This window comes from Flavobacterium sp., from assembly GCF_044341265.1.
Classification (GTDB): Bacteria; Bacteroidota; Bacteroidia; order Flavobacteriales; family Flavobacteriaceae; genus Flavobacterium.
In genome coordinates, this window is sequence record NZ_JBIISA010000018.1 from 40797 (window position 1) to 65391 (window position 24595).

Annotated in this window: 21 protein-coding genes; 13 read left to right on the plus strand and 8 right to left on the minus strand. The window is 31.9% G+C overall.

All coding sequences use genetic code 11. The features are described 5' to 3' along the window. Positions 1-46 precede the first annotated feature (46 nt). The 6 genes from guaA (at position 47) to yidC (ending at position 8043) form a co-directional block, all read left to right on the plus strand. A complete protein-coding gene (guaA, locus tag ACIQ06_RS10015; RefSeq protein WP_396145955.1) occupies positions 47-1576 on the plus strand; it encodes a glutamine-hydrolyzing GMP synthase in 1530 nt (509 codons plus the stop codon). 58 nt (positions 1577-1634) lie between these two features. Further along, a complete protein-coding gene (locus ACIQ06_RS10020) occupies positions 1635-3533 on the plus strand; it encodes a LysM peptidoglycan-binding domain-containing protein (protein WP_396145957.1) in 1899 nt (632 codons plus the stop codon). Continuing rightward, positions 3533-3937 (plus strand): OsmC family protein, encoded by a 405-nt coding sequence (locus tag ACIQ06_RS10025; protein ID WP_396145959.1) that lies wholly within the window; start codon positions 3533-3535, stop codon positions 3935-3937. The genes ACIQ06_RS10020 and ACIQ06_RS10025 overlap by 1 nt, the downstream gene beginning before the upstream one ends. A gap of 168 nt (positions 3938-4105) precedes the next feature. Continuing rightward, complete coding sequence (locus tag ACIQ06_RS10030) at positions 4106-4342, plus strand: DUF3820 family protein (protein ID WP_344817248.1); 237 nt, start codon at positions 4106-4108, stop codon at positions 4340-4342. 126 nt (positions 4343-4468) lie between these two features. Then, complete coding sequence (locus ACIQ06_RS10035; protein ID WP_396145961.1) at positions 4469-6079, plus strand: CTP synthase; 1611 nt, start codon at positions 4469-4471, stop codon at positions 6077-6079. A gap of 71 nt (positions 6080-6150) precedes the next feature. Then, positions 6151-8043 (plus strand): membrane protein insertase YidC, encoded by a 1893-nt coding sequence (gene yidC, locus ACIQ06_RS10040; RefSeq protein WP_396145963.1) that lies wholly within the window; start codon positions 6151-6153, stop codon positions 8041-8043. Positions 8044-8099: 56 nt separating this feature from the next. Here yidC and ACIQ06_RS10045 read toward each other — a convergent pair whose 3' ends face one another. After that, positions 8100-9104, minus strand: coding sequence for a fasciclin domain-containing protein (locus ACIQ06_RS10045; RefSeq protein WP_396145965.1), 1005 nt, complete (start codon positions 9102-9104; stop codon positions 8100-8102). Between the two features lie 285 nt (positions 9105-9389). After that, complete coding sequence (locus ACIQ06_RS10050) at positions 9390-10352, minus strand: fasciclin domain-containing protein (RefSeq protein ID WP_396145967.1); 963 nt, start codon at positions 10350-10352, stop codon at positions 9390-9392. Positions 10353-10514: 162 nt separating this feature from the next. Here ACIQ06_RS10050 and ACIQ06_RS10055 point away from each other — a divergent pair, with 162 nt between their 5' ends. The 6 genes from ACIQ06_RS10055 to ACIQ06_RS10080 all read left to right on the plus strand — a co-directional run bounded on the left by ACIQ06_RS10055 (position 10515) and on the right by ACIQ06_RS10080 (position 17776). Next, positions 10515-11225 (plus strand): toxin-antitoxin system YwqK family antitoxin, encoded by a 711-nt coding sequence (locus ACIQ06_RS10055; RefSeq protein WP_396145969.1) that lies wholly within the window; start codon positions 10515-10517, stop codon positions 11223-11225. A 104-nt stretch (positions 11226-11329) separates the two neighbouring features. After that, a complete protein-coding gene (gene mnmA / locus ACIQ06_RS10060) occupies positions 11330-12517 on the plus strand; it encodes a tRNA 2-thiouridine(34) synthase MnmA (RefSeq protein WP_396145971.1) in 1188 nt (395 codons plus the stop codon). A 26-nt stretch (positions 12518-12543) separates the two neighbouring features. Continuing rightward, positions 12544-14154: a S8 family serine peptidase gene (locus ACIQ06_RS10065; protein WP_396145973.1), complete on the plus strand. Its 1611-nt coding sequence runs from the start codon at positions 12544-12546 to the stop codon at positions 14152-14154. Positions 14155-14172: 18 nt separating this feature from the next. Continuing rightward, entirely contained in the window at positions 14173-15111 is a 939-nt protein-coding gene (locus tag ACIQ06_RS10070) for an NAD(P)H-dependent flavin oxidoreductase (protein WP_396145975.1), read from the plus strand. A 66-nt stretch (positions 15112-15177) separates the two neighbouring features. After that, positions 15178-16794 (plus strand): alkaline phosphatase PafA, encoded by a 1617-nt coding sequence (gene pafA, locus ACIQ06_RS10075; RefSeq protein ID WP_396145977.1) that lies wholly within the window; start codon positions 15178-15180, stop codon positions 16792-16794. A gap of 73 nt (positions 16795-16867) precedes the next feature. Further along, entirely contained in the window at positions 16868-17776 is a 909-nt protein-coding gene (locus ACIQ06_RS10080; RefSeq protein ID WP_396145979.1) for a YitT family protein, read from the plus strand. 113 nt (positions 17777-17889) lie between these two features. Here the strand turns inward: ACIQ06_RS10080 and ACIQ06_RS10085 are convergent, their stop codons facing one another. The 6 genes from ACIQ06_RS10085 to lysA form a co-directional block, all read right to left on the minus strand. Then, positions 17890-18282, minus strand: coding sequence for a hypothetical protein (locus tag ACIQ06_RS10085; protein ID WP_396145981.1), 393 nt, complete (start codon positions 18280-18282; stop codon positions 17890-17892). A gap of 252 nt (positions 18283-18534) precedes the next feature. Then, the gene (locus tag ACIQ06_RS10090; protein ID WP_396145983.1) at positions 18535-19110 is read right to left on the minus strand and encodes a hypothetical protein; all 576 of its coding nucleotides are present in this window, start codon (positions 19108-19110) and stop codon (positions 18535-18537) included. A gap of 119 nt (positions 19111-19229) precedes the next feature. Continuing rightward, on the minus strand, positions 19230-19703 hold the full coding sequence (locus tag ACIQ06_RS10095; protein WP_396145985.1) for a hypothetical protein: 474 nt from the start codon (positions 19701-19703) through the stop codon (positions 19230-19232). Positions 19704-19860: 157 nt separating this feature from the next. Next, positions 19861-20256, minus strand: a complete 396-nt coding sequence (locus ACIQ06_RS10100; protein ID WP_396145987.1) for a hypothetical protein — start codon at positions 20254-20256, stop codon at positions 19861-19863. A gap of 260 nt (positions 20257-20516) precedes the next feature. Then, positions 20517-21356: an alpha/beta hydrolase family protein gene (locus tag ACIQ06_RS10105; protein ID WP_396145989.1), complete on the minus strand. Its 840-nt coding sequence runs from the start codon at positions 21354-21356 to the stop codon at positions 20517-20519. A gap of 257 nt (positions 21357-21613) precedes the next feature. Next, positions 21614-22819, minus strand: a complete 1206-nt coding sequence (gene lysA / locus ACIQ06_RS10110; RefSeq protein WP_396145991.1) for a diaminopimelate decarboxylase — start codon at positions 22817-22819, stop codon at positions 21614-21616. Between the two features lie 415 nt (positions 22820-23234). Here lysA and sucC point away from each other — a divergent pair, with 415 nt between their 5' ends. Next, positions 23235-24428: an ADP-forming succinate--CoA ligase subunit beta gene (gene sucC / locus ACIQ06_RS10115; protein ID WP_396145993.1), complete on the plus strand. Its 1194-nt coding sequence runs from the start codon at positions 23235-23237 to the stop codon at positions 24426-24428. The last annotated feature ends 167 nt before the right edge of the window (positions 24429-24595 follow it).

Below are 24595 nucleotides of genomic sequence, written 5' to 3' on the forward strand. Positions count from 1 at the left end.
ATCAAAACCACTTTTTATTTTCTACTAAAAAATAGTACTTTTGCGCATGCAACACAACGTACTTATTTTAGATTTCGGCTCGCAATACACACAACTTATTGCACGCCGCGTTCGCGAATTAAATATATTCTGCGAAATTTTTCCTTACAATCATTATCCAACTGATTTATCGTCTTACAAAGCGGTTATTCTTGGCGGAAGCCCTTACTCGGTGCGCTCAGAAGATGCTTTGCAAATCGATTTATCCGAAATTAGAGGTAAATTACCTTTGCTTGCCGTTTGTTATGGTGCGCAATATTTAGCTCATTTTTCAGGTGGTGAAGTAGCCGCTTCCAATATCAGAGAATATGGAAGAGCCAATTTATCATACATCAAAGAAGATGAAGTTTTCTTCGAAAATGTAAACCTCAATTCACAAGTTTGGATGAGCCACAGTGACACCATTAAACACTTACCAACCAACGGTGTCAAACTAGCCAGTACCAACGACGTAGAAAATGCAGCTTACAAAATTGAAGGCGAAACTACTTATGCTATTCAATTTCACCCTGAAGTATATCATTCAACTGATGGTAAACAAATGCTTGAGAATTTCTTAGTAAAAATCGCAGAAGTTCCTCAAAATTTTACACCAAATGCTTTTGTTGACGATTGCGTTAAAGACTTACAAGAAAAAGTAGGAAATGATAAAGTAGTTTTAGGACTTTCAGGTGGAGTAGATTCTACAGTAGCAGCAGTTTTATTGAACAAAGCTATTGGTAAAAATCTATACTGTATCTTCGTTAATAATGGTTTATTACGTAAAAATGAATTCGAAAACGTTCTTCACCAATACAAAGACATGGGATTAAATGTCAAAGGTGTTGATGCTTCGGCACGTTTTTTGGAAGCATTGGCTGGAGTTGATGATCCAGAAACAAAACGTAAAATCATAGGAAATGCTTTTATAGAAGTTTTTGATGATGAAGCGCACAAAATAGAAGATGTAACTTGGCTAGCACAAGGAACGATTTATCCTGATGTAATAGAATCTGTTTCAGTAAAAGGTCCAAGTGCAACAATTAAATCACATCACAATGTTGGCGGTTTACCCGATTTTATGAAATTGAAAATTGTAGAACCTCTTAGAATGTTATTTAAAGATGAAGTAAGAAGAGTTGGAGCAACTTTAGGAATCGATCCCGAATTGTTAGGAAGACATCCGTTTCCAGGTCCAGGATTATCGATTAGAATATTAGGTGATATTACACCAGAAAAAGTGCGTATCTTGCAAGAAGTTGATGCTGTGTTTATTAACGGATTAAAAGAACACGGATTGTACGATAAAGTTTGGCAAGCAGGAGCAATTTTGCTTCCAGTAAATAGTGTAGGAGTAATGGGCGATGAGCGTACTTACGAAAAAGTAGTAGCACTTCGAGCAGTAGAATCTACCGACGGAATGACAGCGGATTGGGTACATTTACCTTATGAGTTTTTGATGAAAATCTCTAACGAAATCATCAATAAAGTGAAAGGTGTGAATAGAGTTGTATATGATATTAGCTCAAAACCACCAGCGACTATTGAATGGGAGTAAGAAAGTTGGCAGTCTCAGTTGGCAGTGTTCAGTCTGAATTTGAAATAAATAAAAAGATATGTTTAAAAAAGGTATTTACATTTTAGTATTGATGTTTGCAACTTCTGTTTTCGGACAGAATTATACTAAGCACAAAGTGGCTAAAGGAGAAACGATTACTCAAATTGCACAAAAGTACAAAGTGACACCTTACGATATCTATAAGTTAAATCCAGATTCGCAAAGCGGAATTCAACCAGATGCTATTTTACTTATTCCTAAAAGTATTGAAAATGTAACTTCAAATACAGCTCTATATAAAGGAAAATCACACGAAGTAAAAGTGAAAGAAACCCTTTATAGTATTGCAAAACAGAATAATGTAGAAATTTCAGATTTAGAGGAAGCTAACCCATTTTTGAAAACTGATGGATTGCAACCAGGACAAGTTTTGAAAATAATGAAGTATGAAAATCCGCCTAAAATGGAACCAGGAACTGTCGTGTATTCTGTTCATGAGGTGCAACCTAAAGAAACTAAATACGGAATTGCTACCAAATACGGAATTTCTGTAGATGAATTAGAAAAGCAAAATCCTGAAATAAAAGACAATCTTCCTGTTGGTTTTAAATTAAAAATAAATAGTAGTGAGAAAGTAGTTGCTCAAACTGAAGTAGTAAAACCAAAAACAGAAGTTTATAAAGGAAATACTTTAGAATATAATGTAAAATCAGGCGAAACGATGTACAGTTTAACCAAACTTTTAGGTCTATCGGAAGCTTCATTAATTGGTTTAAATCCTGAATTAAAAGATGGTGTTAAAGAAGGAATGATTCTTAAAGTACCAGCAACACTTTCGTTTTCTAAAGAAACAAAAAACAGTTTGAAAGACTTGACAAAATCTATTTCAAGCCAAAAAAGAAAAGAGTTAGTCTTGTTTTTACCTTTCAATGCATCTAAAATCCAAAACGATACGGTTACTTCAATTTCAGAACGATTGAAGAAAGATAAATTTCTAAACATGACTTTAGATTTTTATGCTGGAGCTTTAATGGCAATAGATTCAGCAAAAGTTCTCGGAATGAATTTGGATATTAAAATATACGATTCTCAAGAAACCAAAAATTCAACTAGTGCTCTTTCGGTTATTTCTAATAATGATTTTTCATCAACAGATGCAGTAATTGGTCCGTTCTATCAAGTAAATGTAGAAAAAGTAGCTGATGCTCTAGAGAACAAAAACATTCCTGTAATTTCACCATTGTCAAGAGATGAAGGAAAATCATATAAGAATTTGTTTCAATCGATGCCTCATGCTGATGCTGTTAAAGGTGCAATGTTTAGTTACATGCAATCCAAAAACGGAAATATAATCGCAGTAATTGACCCTAAAAAAACTTCAATAAAAGAATATATTCAAGATTTTCAAAAGGATGTTAAAGTAGTTGGTCTTTCTGACAAAGGTGGATTTGTAGCCGATAGTATTAAAAAGCATTTTGTAAAAGACAGAATAAATTATGTTGTAATGGCTTCCGAAAAAACTGGAACTATTTTTACAACAACATCAGCAATGTCGAGTGTTATGAAAGACTATCAAGTGCAATTGGTAATTTTAGAACCAAACGAAACTTTAGATTTTGAAGAAATAGCTTTGTCTCGATTAACAAAATTAAAAATGGCTTATCCTTCAGCAACAAAAGACAATGATTCTGATGAAGCACAAAAATTTGAAAGAGCTTTTAAAAAGAAAAATAAAATACTTCCAAATCAGTACGCAGTTCGCGGTTTCGATTTAACTTTTGATACAATGTTGCGATTAGCACAAGACAAACCTTTTGAAGAATCCATAAATGATGATGCAACAGAACAGGTGGAAAGTAAATTTGATTACGCCAAGAAAATTTCAGGCGGTTACACTAATAATGGTATTTATATTCTTTATTACGACGAAGATTTAACAATAAAACAAGCACAATAATGGCAACTTCCAAAGTAACTTATTTAGGAGATTTACGAACTTCTTCCATTCATTTGCAATCGGGTTCTGAGATTATTTCAGATGCACCAATTGACAACAACGGAAAAGGAGAAGCATTTTCTCCAACAGACACCGTTGCCAATGGTTTAGCTAGTTGCATGTTCACCGTTATGGGAATAAAAGCACGCGATTTAGAAGTAGATTTTTCAAATTCAACAGCGGAAGTAACCAAAATCATGGGAACTGAACCAAGAAGAATCACCGAAATTCATGTTACTTTCAATATGAACTTAGTTGCCGATGACAAAACTAAAACCATACTAGAAAGAACAGCAATGACTTGCCCAGTTTTTTATAGCTTGCATCCCGATATAAAAAAGGAAATTGTTTTTAATTGGAAATAAATAGGTTGCGAGTTTCGAGTTGAAAGTTTCGAGTTTAAGATTTTGTGAATTTCAATTAGTAAAAAGTAATTGTTTTAATGGAGATTTGAAGGTTATTTAAAACAATCAAAACTCGTAACCCGTAACTCGCAACACGCAACCCGAAACACGCAACCCGAAACCTTTCCAATGGACGACCAACAAAAATCCCTAATCAAACTAGCTCACACCAAAATGCCTTTCGGCAAATATGAAGGTAAATACTTAATTGACTTACCCGAATATTATTTAGTTTGGATACACAACAATCGATTGCCAAATGGACAGCTTGGCGAACAACTCAAACTCGTTTATGAACTCAAATTAAACGGTTTAGAAGAGCTAATTCGCAACATTAAAAAGCAATATCCGAAGACAGATCGTTAGAATTTTTGATTACTAGATTTTAGGATTTTTTTCTAACAATCCAATAATCTAAAAGTCTAATAATCCATTTTAAATTCTTATTTTTGCATCGTTTTTTACAACAACACAACTACAACAAACAATAAAATGAATCAAACGAAATACATTTTTGTTACTGGCGGTGTGACTTCTTCCTTGGGTAAAGGAATTATCGCAGCATCTTTGGCAAAATTATTACAAGCACGAGGTTACCGAACAACCATTCAAAAATTCGATCCTTATCTAAATGTTGATCCAGGAACTATGAATCCTTATGAACATGGCGAATGTTATGTTACAGATGATGGTGCCGAAACAGATTTGGATTTAGGTCACTACGAAAGATTTTTAAATGTCCCAACATCACAGGCAAACAATGTAACTACAGGAAGAGTTTATCTTTCAGTTATTGAAAAAGAACGTCGTGGTGAATTTTTAGGAAAAACAGTTCAAGTGGTTCCTCATATCACAAATGAGATTAAAGAACGCATGCAATTGTTAGGTAATTCTGGCGATTTTGATATTGTAATAACTGAAATTGGTGGAACAGTTGGTGATATTGAATCACTTCCTTACATCGAATCGGTTCGTCAATTAGTATGGGAATTAGGTGAAAGTAACGGAATTGTAATTCATTTAACGCTAGTTCCTTATTTGGCTGCAGCAGGTGAATTGAAAACCAAACCAACACAGCACTCAGTAAAAACATTGATGGAAAGCGGTATCAAAGCCGATATTTTAGTTTGTAGAACAGAACACGAATTGTCTGATGAAATTCGTCAAAAATTAGCTTTGTTTTGTAATGTAAAACGCGAAGCAGTTATTCAATCCATCGATGCTTCAACGATATATGAAGTTCCTTTGTTGATGCTTGAAGAAGGTTTGGATGTTGTGGCTCTAAAAAAATTAGATTTACCTCAAAAAAACACTCCAGATTTAGAAAATTGGAACACCTTTTTACACCGATTAAAAAATCCAAAACATACGATTAATGTTGGTTTGATTGGAAAATATGTAGAATTGCAAGATTCTTATAAATCGATTTTAGAAGCATTTATTCATGCTGGTGCATCTAATGAAACTAAAGTAAATATCATTAGCATACATTCAGAATATATTGATAGTGATAATATTGCAGAGAAACTCAACGGAATCGACGGTATTCTAGTTGCTCCTGGTTTTGGTGAAAGAGGAATCGAAGGTAAAATAGAAGCTGTTCGTTACGCTCGTGAAAATAATTTACCATTTTTCGGAATCTGTTTAGGAATGCAAATGGCTGTTATCGAATATTCTAGAACTATTTTAGGATTAGCTGATGCCAATTCAACAGAAATGAATCCAAACACTACTAATCCAGTTATCGATTTGATGGAAGAACAAAAAACCATCACCGACAAAGGAGGAACAATGCGTTTAGGTTCATGGAAATGCGATTTGAAAGAAGGAACTTTGGCACATCAAATTTATGGTAAAACACAAATTTCAGAACGTCATCGTCACCGATATGAATACAATAATAAGTACGCAACCGAATTAGAAAATGCAGGATTAATAAGCTCAGGAATCAATCCAGACACAGGTTTGGTAGAAATTGTAGAGATTAAAAATCATCCGTTTTTTATCGGTGTGCAATACCATCCAGAGTATAAAAGTACTGTTGCCAATCCACAGCCAGTTTTTGTTAGCTTTGTGGCCGCAATGGTAAAGAATAAAAAATAATTTTCAGAATAATTTGAAAATTGGAAACAAAACAGTCAAAAAAGCGACTGATGTATAAATTATAAAGAGTAATGGAAGAAAAGAAGTTTGACAAAAATTCGATTATTGGTTTCGCCTTAATCTTCGGGATTATCATGTGGATGATGTACAATAGTCAAAAAACAGCACAAGAAGAACAAGCCCAAAAAATCAAGCAAGAAAAAATTGATAAAGCCAAAAAAGCTAAGGAAGTTGCTACAAAACAAGTTTTGCAAACCGTTGTAGATACTACAGTTAGCGATACAGTTAAACTTCAAAAACTTAGTGGTGCTTTAGGAAGTTTTGCTTATTCAGCAACATTGCCATCAGCAAAAGAAAGTTTCACAACTATTGAAAACGAATTGGTGACTTTAAAAATCGCTAATAAAGGTGGATATATCGCTGAAGCAGTTCTAAAAAACTACAAGAAATTCGAAAAGAATTCAGGACAATTAGTGGAGTTAATCAAAAATAATAACGCAAATTTCAATCTTGAGCTTCAAACGAAAGACAATCGAGTTTTAAACACTAAAGATTTATTCTTCGAACCAACTTTAACTAAAAACGGAAACGATCAAATCCTTTCTATGAAGTTAAAATCAGGAGCAAACGAGTTTTTAGAATATAAATATGTACTGAAAGCTAACGATTATATGTTAGATTTTGACGTTCGTTCTCAAGGATTAAGTAAAGTTTTAAATACTTCAAAAGCGGCCGATTTACAATGGGATTTGAAAACCTATCGTAATGAGAAAAGTGTTTCTTACGAAAACCGTTATGCAGAAATCTATTTTGAAAACGACGGAAAAGTTGATTATGCTGGTTTAGGAAAACAAGAAGATGAAACTTTAGAAAAAGCAACTTTTATCGCTTACAAGCAACATTTTTTTAGTTCTATTTTATTGTCACAAACTCCAATCGAGAATGTAAAAGTTAGTTCTACAGATTTAGTTAATGATGACAAAATTGATACTGTTTTCACAAAACAATTTAAAACGACTTTACCATTAGCATTTAAAAATGGTGAGTTAGATTATAAAATGAATTGGTATTATGGTCCAACAGATTATAAAATTTTAAATAATTACGAAAAAAATATCGAAGACATCGTTCCATTAGGTTGGGGAATTTTTGGTTGGATAAACAAATTAATCTTTATTCCACTTTTCGGATTCTTAAGTTCATTCATGGGATTAGGAATAGCAATTATAATTTTTACAATAATTATTAAAATTGCAATGTCGCCAATTACTTTCAAATCGTTCTTGTCACAAGCAAAGATGAAAGTATTGCGTCCAGAAATTACAGAGCTTAACGAGAAATTTGCAAAAGACCCAATGAAGAAACAACAAGAAACAATGAAATTGTACAACAAAGCCGGAGTAAATCCAATGGCAGGTTGTATTCCAGCGTTGATTCAGTTGCCATTTATGTATGCTTCATTTCAGTTTTTCCCATCTGCAATTGAGTTGAGACAAAAAGGATTCCTTTGGGCAGACGATTTATCATCATTTGACCAAATTTTCAAATTACCATTCAACATTCCATTATATGGTGATCACGTGAGTTTGTTTCCTATATTGGCAGCAATAGCTATTTTCTTTTACATGAAAATGACTTCAGGCGATCAAGCTATGGCTCAACCGCAACAAGAAGGTATGCCAGATATGGGAAAAATTATGAAAATCATGATTTATGTTTCTCCTGTAATGATGTTAATTTTCTTCAATACTTACGGTTCAGGATTGAGTTTATATAACTTTATTTCTAACTTAATCACTATCGGAATTATGTTAGTTATCAAGAAATATTTTATTGATAGTGATAAAATTCATGCTAAGATTCAAGAGAATAAAACTAAACCAAAAACAGAAAGTAAGTTCCAAAAGAAGATGAGAGAAATGATGGAACAAGCAGAAGAACAAAAGAAATTAAATAAGAAATAATATAAAAAAACCCAATCAATTTTGATTGGGTTTTTTGTTTTTATAAATAGGATAAATTATAATGTAGGTTGTAATACTTTGTCAACCGCATGTATTACACCATTTGAGCATTGAACATCCGTTACAATGATATTCGCTTTTACTGGAGTAGTATCCGAAATTTTAGCACCAGCTGTCAAATCGATAGTAAGATTTTGAACTGGACTTGTAATAGTTGGAACCACTTGACCATTAGTTAGACTACCTGCTAATACATTTCCTGCTGTTGTTACATGATATTGTAATACTTTAGATACTTGTGCTGGAGTTGCACCTACTGCAAATCCAGAACCAGTAGTAGCTGCAGTAAAGGCAGCATTTGTTGGAGCAAAAACGGTTTTAGTTGTAGTATTTGATAAAGCAGCAGCAACTGCTGTTTGATCTCCAAATCCATTTCCATTTGTTGCTGTACTTGTAACAACGGTTACCAGAGTTGAAAATGCTGGATTTGCAGCTGCATGTGTAATAATAGTTGGAAGAGTGATAACAGCATCAACTTTATGAATAACTCCATTTGTTGCAATAATGTTAAAAGTTCCTCCAGCTGTTGTTGTAATTACAGATGAAACACCATTTAATCTAACACCAGATGTTGTATTAACATACATATCTAATTTATTAGTTGTTGAAGCAGATCCAACAGCTAATGTCTTGATGTAAGAGTTGTTTGTTAAACCTGATGATTGAACTGAACCATTCACTACATGGTTTAACAAAATTTGTCTAAGTGCAGGAATGTCAGCTGTAGGATAATTGTCAATAACAGTTGCAGTTAATCCTGCGTTAATAAAAGCTTGATCTGTTGGAGCAAAAACGGTGAATGGTCCAGCACCTTGTAAAGTAGCAGCTAAATCTGCTTTTTTAAGTGCTTTTACTAATAATGTTAAGTCACTTGCTTTTGAAGCAATACCTGTAATTGTATTGTCTACTGTTGGCTGTGGATTGTCATCATCACTGCAAGAAGTTAACATTAATCCTAAAAAAGCAAAGATTGCGATTAATTTGGTTTTGTTTGTTTTCATAATAATTTTTTATTTAAAGTTATTTTGTTTAGCTAAGTAACAAAACGATTAAACAAAAAATTAAAATTTTTAATAGGTTTAACTTTTTTGTTTAACCCTTAAAATCAATTACTTGTGTTTTTAATTAGTAAATACTTGATTCTGTTGTTTATGTTAATTGATTAAAAATTAAACAAAACATATAAATCTATGAATTTATTTATAGTTTTTTTCTTACAAGTATTTTATTTTAACAAAAAAAAGCTGCCAGATAATTTGACAGCTTTAGAATATTGTTAATTACTATTACAAAGTTGGACGTAATGCTTGACTTAATACATGTATTACTCCATTTGTACATTGAATATCAGTTATGATAATGCTGCAATTTCTATTGTTAGCATCTTTTAATTTAGGACCAGTACTCAATAAAACTTTAACAAATTGAGGTGTTGCTTGTGTTGTTAAAATTTGTCCTTCAGATAAATCGGAAGCCAAATTATTACCACTTACAACATGATAATTTAATACTGTAGTTAATTGTGCTGAGGTTAATGCAGCAACTCCTCCAGGTAATTCATTATTTAAAGCTACCAATGCAGTATTATATGGCGCAAATAAAGTAAATGCTCCAGAACCAGATAATGTAGTAATATAATCCGGTTGACCATTTGTAGTTAATAAACTTGATAATGTGTTAAAATTTGAATTTGCATTAATATGAGTAACAATTGTAGGTAATCCAATTACAGCATCAACAACGTGAACAATTCCATTACTTACATAGTTATTTGCTGCAGTAACTTCAGAGATACCATTTAAAACCACACCATTAGTTTTGTTTACATATAAACTCAAGTTGTTGTCAGATACATTTCCTACAGCTAATGTTTTTATATATCCAGTGAATGGCAAATCATTTGCAGTTTTCACTTGAGTCACAACATGATTTAAAAGTATTTCTCTTAAAGTTGTTGTAGGAACAGCATTAATGTTTGCAAAACCATTGGCTAATAAAAACGCATCAAAAGCTTCATTGGTTGGTGCAAAAAGAGTATATTTTGTATCACCATTTAGAGTTGCAAGTAAATTAGTTCTTTCCAATGCCACACCTAGTGAAGTTAAATTTGACTTTGATTGAACAAAACCTGAAATACTTAATTTTTTTGCATTAATATCATCTTCTTGACTACAACTTACAAAAAAAGCTGAAATGGATAAAAAGAGTACAATTAATATTGAACTTTTTAGAATAGATAGTTGTTTCATAATTTATTTAATGTTGTTTTCTTACATACTAATAATCAACAACAAAAGTATACAAATAATTTAATTTACAAATAATATTTTTGCACTAAGCTTTTTTGGAACTACATTTGCTATAATAATTCGATTATTATTTAGTTATATAGACATTAAATATTTAAACGTATGAAATACATAATGCTAGCTTTATTTTTTACAGTTTCCATCTTTGCTCAAGATATCAATAAGTTAGACGAAAAAGGTAAAAAGCATGGAACATGGAAAGGTATTTACGAAGAATCTAAGCGTCCCAGATATGAAGGAACATTCAATCATGGAAAAGAAACAGGAATATTCAAGTTTTTTGATGATACAAAAGATGGAACTGTAATAGCTACAAGAGAGTTTAATGTAAAAGATAATTCTTGCTACACTATTTTCTACAACCAAAAAGGAAATAAAGTTAGTGAAGGTAAAGTAGTGAATAAAAAATATGAAGGCGAGTGGAAATATTATCATGAAGATTCACCGCAACTTATGACTCAAGAATTTTACAAAAACGGAAAGTTAGATGGCTTAAGAAAAGTGTTTTATGTAAGTGGTAAAATTGCTGAAGAATGCAATTATTCAGCTGGGGTTAAAAATGGAGCCTACAAAAAATATACAGAAACCGGAATCATCATTGAAGAAAGTAACTATAAAAATGGCGAATTCGATGGTCCTGCGGTCTTTAGAAGTTCTGATAATGTTGTAATGGCAAAAGGAAATTTTGTAAACGGAAAAAAAGAAGGTATTTGGGAGTTTTTCAAAAATGGTAAAAGAGTAAAGGAAAATATGAGCAAACAGAAGGTTAGAAAGTTTGTCAAAAAACCAATGACTCGAGAGGAAGATAGATAATTTAATAATAAATAATATTTACCTAAGTATATGTTTTAACAATTAAAGCATATACTTTTTTTGTTTTTATTAATGTAAATTTGCATTCAAATTAAATCAATTAAATGAAACGTGTAGTTGTCGGACTTTCTGGTGGTGTAGATTCAAGTGTTGCTGCTTATCTTTTAAAGGAGCAAGGCTACGAAGTAATTGGTCTTTTTATGAAAAATTGGCACGATGATTCTGTTACGATATCTAACGAATGTCCATGGTTGGAAGACAGTAACGATGCGCTTTTAGTAGCTGAAAAACTCGGAATTCCATTTCAAACAGTAGATTTAAGCGAACAATACAAAGAAAAGATTGTCGATTACATGTTCAAAGAATATGAAAATGGACGAACTCCAAATCCAGATGTTCTTTGTAATCGTGAGATAAAATTTGATGTTTTCATGAAAATTGCGCTAACACTGGGTGCCGATTTTGTGGCAACAGGTCATTATTGCAGAAAAGGAGAAATTGAAGTCGACGGTAAACCTGTTTATCAATTACTTTCAGGTAAAGATGATAACAAAGACCAATCTTATTTTCTTTGTCAATTATCTCAAGAACAATTAGCTAAATCTTTATTTCCAATTGGTGAATTAACGAAGCCTCAAGTTAGAGAAATAGCATTGCAATTGGATTTGGTTACTGCAGAAAAGAAAGATTCTCAAGGATTATGTTTTATAGGAAAAGTACGTTTACCTGAGTTTTTACAACAACAATTGCAACCAAAAGAAGGTTTGATTTATGAAATTCCAGCAGATAGCGAAATTTATAACGCCTCAAAACCTACTTTTAATTCATTAGAAGAAGAACTAATTTTTGAATCAACATCAATTAAATATAATTCAGAAAGCGGAAAAGTTGTTGGAAAACATCAAGGTGCTCACTATTTCACAATCGGTCAACGAAAAGGATTGAATGTTGGTGGTACAAAAGAAGCACTTTTTATAATAGCAACCGATGTTAAATCTAATGCAATTTACACTGGACAAGGACACAGTCATCCTGGTTTATTTAAGAAAGCTTTGAAAGTAAATTCCTCTGAAATTCATTGGATACGAGAAGATTTAAAACTTAAGAATGGCGAGTCAATGAAAGTTATGGCGCGCATTCGTTACAGACAAGAATTGCAACAAGCAACACTATATCAATTTGAAAGCGGACTTTATGTTTACTTCGACCAACCACAATCAGCAATCACAGAAGGACAATTTGTTGCATGGAATATTGAAGATGAATTAGTTGGTTCGGGAGTAATTTCGTAATTTAGTACTTTCCAAAAATAAAAGCTATGAAGAAAATCCTACTATTAATTGCTTTTTTTGTGTCATTTGCCTCTTTTTCCCAAGAAGATGCATGGGTTTATTTTAGTGAAAAGCCTAATGCACAAACTTATTTGAATAATCCGTTAACGATGCTTACCCAAAGAGCATTAGATAGAAGAGCGGCTCAAGGAATAGCATTAAATGTTAATGATGTTCCAGTTGCACAAACGTACATAGATCAAGTTGATGCTGCTACAGGAATTACTGTAAAAGCCAAATCAAAATGGCTAAATTGTGTTCATGTGAGAGGAACAGAAACCGATATTAACGCTTTAGAAAGTCTTCCTTTTGTAAGTCAAGTAGTTTTTGCTGACAATTCCCTTAATGCAAGAAGTGCAATCACAAAAAAAAACAAACCAGTCAATAAGCAAATGAATGTGCAAACAACTTTTGCTTATGGAAATTCAGCCAATCAAATAGAAATGCTTAACGGACATTTATTACATCAAGCGAATTATACTGGAACAGGTAAAGTGATTGCAGTTCTTGATTCTGGTTTTTTAAATGTTAATACGGCGCAACCTTTTCAAAGGCTATTCAATAATAATTTAATCCTTGGCGGATACAATTATGTTAGTCAAAATACTAATGTTTATTCTTTACACAATCATGGTACACTAGTGCTCTCCTGTATGGGTGGATTTACAGACGGTCAACTAGTAGGAACCGCACCAGATGCTCAATATTATTTATACGTAACAGAAGATGTCTTAGAAGAAAATCCAGTTGAAGAAAGTTACTGGGTTGAAGCTGCAGAAGAAGCAGATAGGTTAGGAGCCGATATTATAACAAGTTCACTAGGATATTTTGGATACGATAATCCTAATTACAGTCATACGTACTCTCAAATGACTGGAAATATTGCTTTTGCTTCTAGAGGTGCTAATATTGCTTTTTCTAAAGGAATGGTTGTACTAGCAAGTGCTGGTAATTCTGGTAGTTCAGCCAATCCACATATAGGAGTTCCAGCTGAAGCTACAAATGTTCTTGCAGTTGGAGCAGTTAGATTTGACGAAACTTATGCAACTTTTAGCTCAATAGGTCCTTCTTTTGATGGAAGAGTAAAACCCGATGTTATGGCTAAAGGTCAAGCAACAACTCTTTCTAATATAAATGGAGATATTGTAACAGCAAGTGGAACTTCTTTTTCTTGTCCAGTTATGGCAGGAATGATTGCTAGTTTTTGGCAAGCAGTTCCCAATCTTACTAATCAACAAGTTGTAAATTTTGTAAAACAATCTGCAGATAGATTTACCAATCCTACCTCGCAATTTGGCTATGGAATTCCAGATTTTCAATTGGCTTTGCAAAACGCTCTTCTTAATGTTGGTGAAAATCAAATTGAGCAATTTCAATTTTTCCCAAATCCTACAAATGACATTATAACTTTTGTTTCGCCAGATGTTGTTCTTGGTTCATCAGTAAGATTTTACAATAACTTAGGTCAATTAGTTTTGTCAAAAAATATTGATAATCCTATTCAAAATCTTTCATTAGAAAGCTTAAATGCTGGAATTTATTACTTTACAATTTCAACTTCAGAAAAAGTACTTCAAGGAAAAATCATTAAAAATTAATATCTGAATTCCGATTCAATGAATAGAATTACACAACTTTTCAATATACAATATCCAATTATTCAAGGTGGAATGATATGGAATTCTGGTTACAAATTAGCAAGCGCTGTAAGTAATGCTGGCGGATTAGGATTAATTGGCGCAGGTTCAATGTATCCAGATGTTTTGCGAGAACACATTCAAAAATGCAAAAAAGCAACGGACAAACCTTTTGGTGTAAATGTTCCGATGTTGTATCCCAATATTGAAGAAATCATACAGATAATTATTGAAGAAGGTGTAAAAATAGTCTTCACATCGGCAGGAAACCCAAAAACTTGGACTTCACATTTAAAAGCCAACGGAATTACTGTTGTTCATGTTGTGAGCAGTTCTAAATTTGCGTTAAAAGCTAAAGAAGCTGGAGTTGATGCAGTAGTTGCTGAAGGTTTTGAAGCTGGAGGACACAATGGAAGAGAGGAAACAACTACGTTAACTTTAATTCCGATGGTGAAAGAAAATATTTCTATTCCACTAATTGCTGCTGGAGGAATTGCAACTGGCCGTGGAATGTTAGCAGCAATGGTTCTTGGTGCAGATGGAGTTCAAATGGGAAGTCGTTTTGTGGCTTCTACAGAAAGTTCAGCACACGATAATTTTAAGAAAACAGTTATCGAAACTGGTGAAGGTGAGACACAATTAACCTTAAAAGAATTAGCTCCAGTTCGTTTAATTAAGAATAAGTTTTATAACGATTTGCAAGAATTGTACGCCAAATGTCCAACCAAAGAAGATTTGGAAACGCTTCTAGGTAAACGAAGAGCAAAACGCGGAATGTTCGAAGGTGATTTAGTTGAAGGCGAGCTAGAAATAGGCCAAATCGCTGGATTAATTCACGATATTAAACCAGTTGAAACCATTATTAATGATATTGTAGAAGAGTTTGAAAAAGCAAAAAAAGAAGCTAGTAGTTTTTAGTATTTCTTAATGGTTTATTTATAAACAATCACTTTCTATTCCTTACTTTTACACAAATTATCTATCATGAAAAAGTTTTTCCTTTTAATTTTTCTTTCTTTTATTTCATTAAAAATTCAAGCACAAGAACGTCCAAAATTAGTAGTTGGAATTGTTGTCGATCAAATGAAAATGGAATACTTATACCGTTTTGAAAGTGATTTTTCAGAAAATGGTTTCAAGCGTTTGATGAATAATGGTTATACTTTTCATAATGCGCATTATAATTATATGCCAACTTATACTGCACCAGGACATGCTTCTGTTTACACTGGAACAACACCATCAATGCACGGAATTGTAAGTAACGAATGGTTTCACAGAACTTTAAAAAAAGAAGTGTATTGTACAGATGATGCAACGGTTTCAACATTAGTTCCTGGAACAGAAACCGAAGGAAAAATGTCTCCAAGAAACTTACAAAGCACTACAATTACAGACGAATTGAAATTGGCAACTAATTTTAAAGGAAAAGTTATCGGAATTAGTATTAAAGATAGAGGTGCGATTTTACCTGCAGGGCATTTTGCAGATTGGGCTTTTTGGTATTGTAAAACAGGTGAGTTTATTTCAAGTACTTTTTATGGTGAGAAATTACCAACTTGGGTAGATGATTTTAATAAAGAGAAAAAGTATTTAGACTATACCAATAAAGGCTGGGATTTATTAAAATCTAAAGAAACTTACAACGAAAGTCTTCCAGATGATAATCCTTATGAAGGAAAATTGTATAAAAAAACACCATTCTTTCCATACAATATGAAAGAAATGTTGGATAATAATGACCCTGGAGTTATTAGAGTTAGTCCGTACGGAAATAATCTTCTCGCTGATTTTGCAAAAAAAGCTATAGAAAAAGAACAACTTGGAAAAGATGAAATCACCGATTTTCTAGCAGTAAGTTTTTCATCAACCGATTATGTAGGCCATACTTTTGGTCCGCGTTCTATTGAGATTCAAGATACTTATTTACGCTTAGATGAAACAATAGCCGATTTTTTAAATTATTTAGACAAGACTGTTGGTAAAGATAATTATTTAGTTTTTCTAACCGCTGATCACGCTGGAGCAGAAAATGTTACTCATTTAAAAGATAATAAATATCAGGTAAATAATATCAATTATAAAAATGTTTCAAGTGATTTAAAAGACTTTTCTAAAGCTACTTTTGGTGAAGATTTGATTTTGAAATACGATAGTTTCAATGTCTTTTTTGATAAAGATTTAATTAAAACTAAAGGATTGGATTTTGCTAAAGTAAAGCAATCATTCAAAGATTTTTTATATACAAAAGAGTATGTAAAACGAGTTTATACAGAAGAAGAAATTTTAGCATCATCTCCAAATGATGAATTGCTAGGATTTATTTCAAAAGGCTATGATCCAACACAAAATGGTGAATTGTATTTTGTTTACAAACCAGGTTATATGGAATATGGAGTTACTGGTACAACTCATGGATCACCTTATTCTTATGATACTCATGTTCCAGTCATTTTTTACGGATGGCACATCAACAAAGGAGCTTCTCATGATAAAAAAGTGATTACTCAAATTGCTCCAACTGTATCACAATTGCTAAAAATAACGATGCCAAACAGCACTAAAAGTGAAGTATTGACAGAACTTTTCACTAAAAACTAAAGTACTGTTAAAAATTGTAACATCACTTTTCATTCGTTTCAAAATTTAGTAACTTGTGCTAAAATGAAAATGTATGAAATTGATATTTGATGCCTTAGTTAGAAAAAGCGGTAGAATTCCCCAATTAGTTTACACGCGTCATATAAAAGATTTTATCTTGATATGTATTGGCGTTGTTATGGCGAGCATCGGACTAAAAGAATTTCTTTTGCCAAACGACTTTCTAGATGGTGGCGCAATGGGATTATCACTTTTAACAGAGATAATGACTGGCGTTGAATTATCATTTTTGATTGTTTTAATCAATTTACCTTTCATCATTATTGGGGCTAAGCAAATATCAATGGAGTTTGCAGTTAAAAGTGCTTTAGCCATTTTAGCGTTATCACTTTTGGTACATTTCATCACTTTGCCAGCTATTACTACAGATAAACTATTGATTTCTGTTTTTGGTGGATTTTTTCTCGGTGCTGGAATTGGTTTTGCTATTCGAGGTGGCGCAGTCATTGATGGAACAGAAGTTTTAGCAATCTACGTAAGTAAAAAAACGAGTTTGTCTGTAGGTGATTTTATATCGGTTTTCAATGTGATTTTGTTTTCCTTTTCTGCTTTGTTAGTTAGTGTTGAAACTGCAATGTATTCGATGTTGACTTATTTCGCAGCATCCAAGACAGTTGATTTTATCATTAATGGTATTGAAGAATACATTGGTGTAACCATAGTGTCAAGAAACGCAACCGAAGTCAAACAAGCCATAATCGATAATTTAGGTCGTGGAGTAACAGTTTATAATTCAGAAAGCGGTTATGGAAAAACAGGTGTGAATTTTAATGAAAATAAAATCCTTTTTTGCGTAGTAACTCGTTTAGAAGTAACAAGATTATTACTCGAAATTGATAAAATTGACGAAGAAGCCTTCGTAGTGCAACATTCCATAAAAGATACCAAAGGCGGAATGATTAAAAAACGACCGTTGCATTAAAATAATTTTTTACTAATTTTCAGATTAGTTTTTTTATTTTTTAAAAGTTCGATTAATAGTATTTCATTGTTAGCTTTGAGACACAATGAAACTCTAATCTTGGTATTAGTTATTTACTCTCCAATATATTCGGACTCCACTACAAACTTTGATTTTCCACTTTGCTTAATTTTCAATTTCAATGTATATTTTCCATTTTCAATTTTGTTGTCTCCATGATGGTCAATCGGAATACAAATCTGATGTGCCCAAAAATTCTGACCCAAAAATCTTTTTTTATAAACTGTTAAATCATAGCAATTGTCTCTCCATAAGCCTTCAACTTTTTTCATTTCGCTATAACTTTTAGGTTCAATATCTTTGAATTCTGTTTCTTGACCTTTAAAGCTGAGTTTTATTTTCTCAATTTTGAATTTACTATCATTATAAATTCTCAGTTCAATTATTTCCTTTTTTGTTGCACTGCATAAAACGAGGACGATAAGTAGCAATAGAAGATTTTTCATATTTCAATTATATAAATCCGATAGCAAGCATTAGCAATCCGTGCCCACAAACAAAGTTATACCAAAAATATAAATTTAAACTTCAAATCACACAGTATGATTAAAAAACGTCCATTACATTAAAAATAAAAAATCCACTAAAAATATTAGTGGATTTTTTAATTTTAGTAGAATGAATTAGTTTTTTGTAGTTCAATTTTATAAATCCCAAGGCACACAATTTCATGAATCCCTGTTGTGTTTAGTGTTTATTTATTCAAGTTGTTTATATCCCAAAGAATTTAAAAAATACTCATTCCAAATTTTACTGTCTTGAGGTTTTTGGTAACTAGAAAGATATTTATTAATCAATTCAAGACTAAGCTTGAATTTCAAATAAGAATTATTATTGTACGGAATTAAAGCAAAACAAATTTCATTTTCACATTCAATTTTCGATTTGATGATTGATGAATCTATTATACTTTTTAATTTTTCTCCTCCGAGTTCTGCTTTATAAGTTGCAATTTTCAAAGAGTCAATTAGTTCAGTAGAGTAGTAGATTGAATCTAATGCATTTCGAGCTTGTTCATAATTCGAAAGTTTTGAATATATTTTGTAACGCATTAAATTAGTTTGGTAATTTATCTCCCATTCACAATTACCACAAGTACAATTTTTATGTTTTATAGCATCGCCTATTTTTAGTAAAGCTTTTTTATAATTTCCTTTTTCAAATAATTTTTCTGCTTTTACTAAATCATTATAGGAATTCTGTGAATAAAGTTTGACTAAATTCAGATTTGTAAAAAGAAATAGAGTTAAAATAATTTTTATTAATCGATTCATTTTTTCTAAAAGTTCACACAACTCATAAATATGCGCAAATCACGCAATTACTTTCTAACAAAAATACAAATTTTTACACGTCACGACAATTTCTTAAAAACCAATGGTATTGGAAGTGTTTAATAAAGATTATCTGAATGAATAAAATTTGAAAATCTTAGTAACCATTTTCCTTTTTCATCTTGCAAAACATAAATTATTGGATATTTTCTTTTTAATCTGATATTTAAGCAAGCATTTTTTTCTATAAATCCTATTTTAATTAATGGAATTTTATTTTCAGTCATTCCGAAAGAAAATGCTTGATTATATATTTCACCATTTTCAATTTTAGATATTCTCATTCCAGTTTGTAACTCATTGTTTTTATAAATGATAATGGAATCAATTGTTTTTGGTAAGAAATAAATTGTAAAATAAGGTCTTGAATATCTTTTTAATCTAACATGATCTCTATCCTGCTCATTAGAATTTAACCATTCATATTCAATTTTCACATTCTCCGCGCATATATTCTCTTCAGTTGCTTTTGCTTTGCAACTTGAGAAAAAACTCAAAGTTATACCAAATAATAATAAAATTATTCTATTCACAATATTTGTTTAAGATTGTCTATACTGTTCCGACACTTGGTGAGTTTGCGAAATTAGGAACCAATTATTTTCTATCAAATATAAAATTTCTTGAGGAACGTAAACTAGAATTCACCAAAAATTCGCTATTACATGATACGACTGTTGCCAACAGGTTTTATTTTTCTGGCAAAGATTTTATGAATGATTTTAGAATTTCTAATTGATTTTTCTCAAAGCTTATTGGCCCTAAAATGTCTAAAGCAAACTTTTCAGTTTCTGAGTCACTCCAATTAGTTATCACAGGAAAAACGCTTTCGTCTAAATTTTTAAGCCTTTTCTGGATTGTAATCCCAACTTCATTATTAAACTCAAAGCAAAACTTTTTTACATTTGGATGATTCCTCTCAAGCTCTTTGACACGCTCAATTTTTTCGGGCGTATCTAGCTTTTTGAGTATTTCATTAGTAATTGGGCTATTAGCAAATTGATTTAATTCGTAAGCGTCTAATTCGGAATATTTTACTTTATAAAGTAGTTTGTTTAGTAAATTTTTTTCTGCTTCGGTAAACATAATTTCTGTTTAATTTATATTAAGATCCGATAGCGCGGATTTGCAATCCGTGCCGACAAACAAAGCTAAACCAAAAATACAAATTTAAACTTCAAATCATACGGAATGATTAAAAAACGTCCGTTACATTAAAAATAAAAAATCAACCAAAAATATTAGTGGAATTTTTTATCTTTATCAGTATGGATTAGTTATTTGGAACTCTATTTCAATAAATATCGATGTAGGCAAATTAAACGATGTTAGATGAAGGTATATTGTTAATGACTATTAATAAAGTTATTAAATTCAGTCTTAGCCGTTGGACTTTCAAATAGAGAGGCGTGTTCACCACCAACAATCTCAACAAACTGACTATTTTGACAATTTGTACAACTTAGCACATCTTGTTTAAAAGTTGGCCAAGAATACATTTGAATAGGTGAGTCATTTAATCCTTGAACAAATAAAATGTCAGACTTGAATCCATTTGTGAAATTAAGTAATGATCTTTGAAAGTAGGCATTAGGATTGTTTGTTGTCGTTCCATACACATTTTTAAGTTTATTACAAACAGCACCCGATTGAATTTGGCCATTTTCCTCCAATTGACATCTATAAATAAGGTTTAATGGACCTGGCGCATTAGCAATAACACCATTTGTTTGATGCATCGTATTAAGTCTTGTTACCATGTATCCTCCTTGAGAGTGTCCACCTAGGAATATTTTTTTTATAGTTATTCCTAATTCTTGGCTTGCTTTATTTTTCAACCATAACAAGGCAGCTTCGCCTTGAACAATATTATCGCCAAATAAAACATTTTCTTGAGGATATGCAACACTTACAATCATCATATCATTTCTATCTAAAATATCTTTGAATTTATCTAGAGTTGTATTGGCTGCAGTCATTAAGTTGGAGTCATATTGAACAGTTCCGTGAAACACTAACAAGGCATCAACTTCATTTAATGCTGGTTTGTCTATTACAACATCAACATTAATATTGTTATAACTAACAGTCTTTGTTATTCTTGATGCCGCAAGAGAAGTTTGTTCTTTACTGTTGTCTTTGTTACACGAGAGAAATAACAATGCAAATAATATAAATAATCTCATAAAAATATAATTTAAATATTTGTTTAGACTGTTCATTTTTAATAAGGTTTAATCCGTTCCCAAAAACAAAGTTATACCAAAAATACAAATTTAAACTTCAAATCACGCGGAATGATTAAAAACAAGTCTTACATTAAAAAAAAAATCCACTAAAATTAATTAGTGGAATTTTTTCAAATATGAAATTTGTGACAATTTGAGAATTGAAAATCATCGAATACAAAAAAAATAAATAGAATGAGATAAATTCGTGGCTTTTAAACTTCAACCATTACTTGATTTTTAATCAAATCTTCAAAAGTTTCTCTTTTACTTATTAAATGACCTTTTCCGTCTTTCCATAAAACCTCCGCTGGTTTAAAGCGTGAGTTGTAGTTTGATGCCATTGAGAAGCAATAAGCTCCAGCATTTTTGAAACATAAAACATCGCCTTCTTTTATTTCGGCAATTCTTCGGTTGTTGGCAAACGTATCGGTTTCGCAGATATAACCCACAACCGTGTAAAAACGTTCTTTTCCTTTTGGGTTTGAAATGTTTTCAATCATGTGTTGCGAACCGTAAAACATTGGTCGAATTAAATGGTTAAAACCACTATCAATTCCAGCGAAAACTGTTGAGGTGGTTTGTTTTACTACATTCACTTTGGCTAAGAAAAATCCAGCTTCACTTACAAGGAATTTTCCAGGTTCGAAAGCTAAAGTTAACGTTCTTCCGTATTCTTTTTCGAAAGCTAGAAAACGTTTTGTTAATTTTTTTCCAAGTTCTTCGATGTTGGTTTCGATGTCACCTTTTTTGTAAGGAACTTTAAAACCTGAACCAAAGTCAAGGAAATCTAACTCTTTAAATTGTTTTGCCGCGTCAAATAGAATTTCGGCAGCATACAAGAACACTTCAATATCTAGAATATCGGAACCGGTGTGCATGTGAATTCCGTTGATGTGCATTTTAGTATTTTCAACAATACGTAAAACGTGCGGAATTTGATAAATAGAAATTCCGAATTTACTATCAATATGTCCAACAGAAATATTCTCATTTCCTCCAGCCATAACGTGTGGATTGATTCGAATACAAACAGGAACTTTTGGATATTTTGCTCCAAAATGTTCTAAAACCGACAGATTGTCAATGTTTATTTGAACACCAAGTTTGGCAACTTCTTCAATTTCTTCAAAGGAAACACCGTTGGGTGTAAATATAATTTTATCTGGAGTGAATCCAGCGTGTAAACCAAGTTGTACTTCTTGATAAGAAACGGTGTCTAAACCAGATCCACACTTCTTCAGCAACTTCAAAATCGTAATGTTTGACAAAGCTTTCATCGCATAATTAATTCGAAGGTTTTCCACCTTAGAAAATGCAGCTGTCAAACGGTTATACTGATGCTCAATGGTTGTAGCGTCGTAAACGTACAAAGGACTGCCAAATTCTTCGGCAAGCGTAAGTAACTCTTTTGGTTGCATGATTTTTTAGTTTAAAAGTTTAAAAGTTTATGAGTTTAAAAGTTTACTATCAAATATTTTTTACTTGTAACTCATAACTTTTGCAAATATAGCTCATCAAATAAGGAATTCAAATTGGTTTAACATTTCTACGAATTTGGTAATTTTTGCATTAAATTTTTTTCAATACCATAACAATATAGCCCTGATACTGGAATTGTTTAAGCTCTTTTTTATATTGTTGCTTGAGTTACTCGAAGGCAACAATATAAAAAAAAGCGAGTTCCTGTAGCAGGAAAATGGATTATCGAAATAAACCAAGCCATTCGCTCCTAATTATTTCTAAAATAAAGTTACTAAATTGATATACATTTCTTTTTGGTTTCATTCTATTTAATTACTTTTGTGAAACTTTTTAAACGACAAACTAATACTTATGAATATACACGAATATCAAGGTAAAGAAATTCTAGCAAAATACGGTGTACGCGTTCAACGTGGAATTGTAGCTAATAATCCTGTAGAAGCGGTTGCTGCTGCAAAACAATTGACTACTGAAACAGGTACGCAATGGTATGTTATCAAAGCTCAAATTCACGCAGGTGGAAGAGGAAAAGGTGGCGGTGTTAAGTTGGCTAAAAACTTAGAACAAGTAACTACAATTTCTGAGCAAATTATTGGAATGCAATTGATTACTCCGCAAACTCCACCAGAAGGAAAAACGGTTCACAAAGTTTTAATTGCTGAAGATGTATATTATCCTGGTGAAAGTGAAACTTCTGAATTCTATATGTCAATTTTATTGAATAGAGCTACAGGAAGAAATATGATTATGTATTCTACTGAAGGTGGAATGGATATAGAAGAAGTAGCAGAACATACACCACATTTAATTTTCACAGAAGAAATCGATCCTCAAGTTGGTTTACAAGGTTTTCAAGCTAGAAGAGTTGCTTTTAACTTAGGACTTTCTGGAAATGCTTTTAAAGAAATGACAAAATTTGTTGAATCATTATACAATGCATACATTGGTTCTGATTCATCAATGTTTGAAATTAACCCAGTTTTAAAAACATCTGATAATAAAATTATGGCAGTTGATGCCAAAGTAAATATTGATGATAACGCTTTATACCGTCAGCCAGTTTATGCTGAAATGCGTGACGTTAGAGAAGAAAATCCAATTGAAGTAGAAGCTAAAGAAGCTGGATTGAACTATGTTGACCTTGACGGAACTGTAGGTTGTATGGTTAACGGAGCAGGATTAGCAATGGCAACAATGGATTTGATTAAATATGCAGGTTTTGAGCCAGCAAACTTCTTAGACGTTGGTGGAACTGCAGATGCAAAACGTGTGGAATTAGCTTTTAGAATTATCTTAAAAGATCCAAACGTAAAAGCTATTTTGATTAATATTTTTGGAGGAATCGTTCGTTGTGACCGTGTTGCTCAAGGTGTTGTTGATGCTTACAAAAATATGGGTGACGCAATCAAAGTGCCAATCATCGTAAGATTACAAGGAACAAATGCTGAAATTGCTAAAGAATTAATCGATAATTCAGGAATGCCAATTTTATCTGCTGTTCAATTTCAAGAAGCTGCTGATCAAGTTCAGAAAGCGCTTTCATAAGTTTGAAATAAGAAGTTAGAAATACGAAGCAAAAAATCCCGAGTTTAACCGAGGGCACTGAAAAAGTCCTTTAAGTAATAAGTATAATAATTTAAGGAGTAGAAAACTTAGTTTTTCTGCTCTTTTTTTTGTATATTTAGCTGTAATTATAGAGTTTTATAGATGTT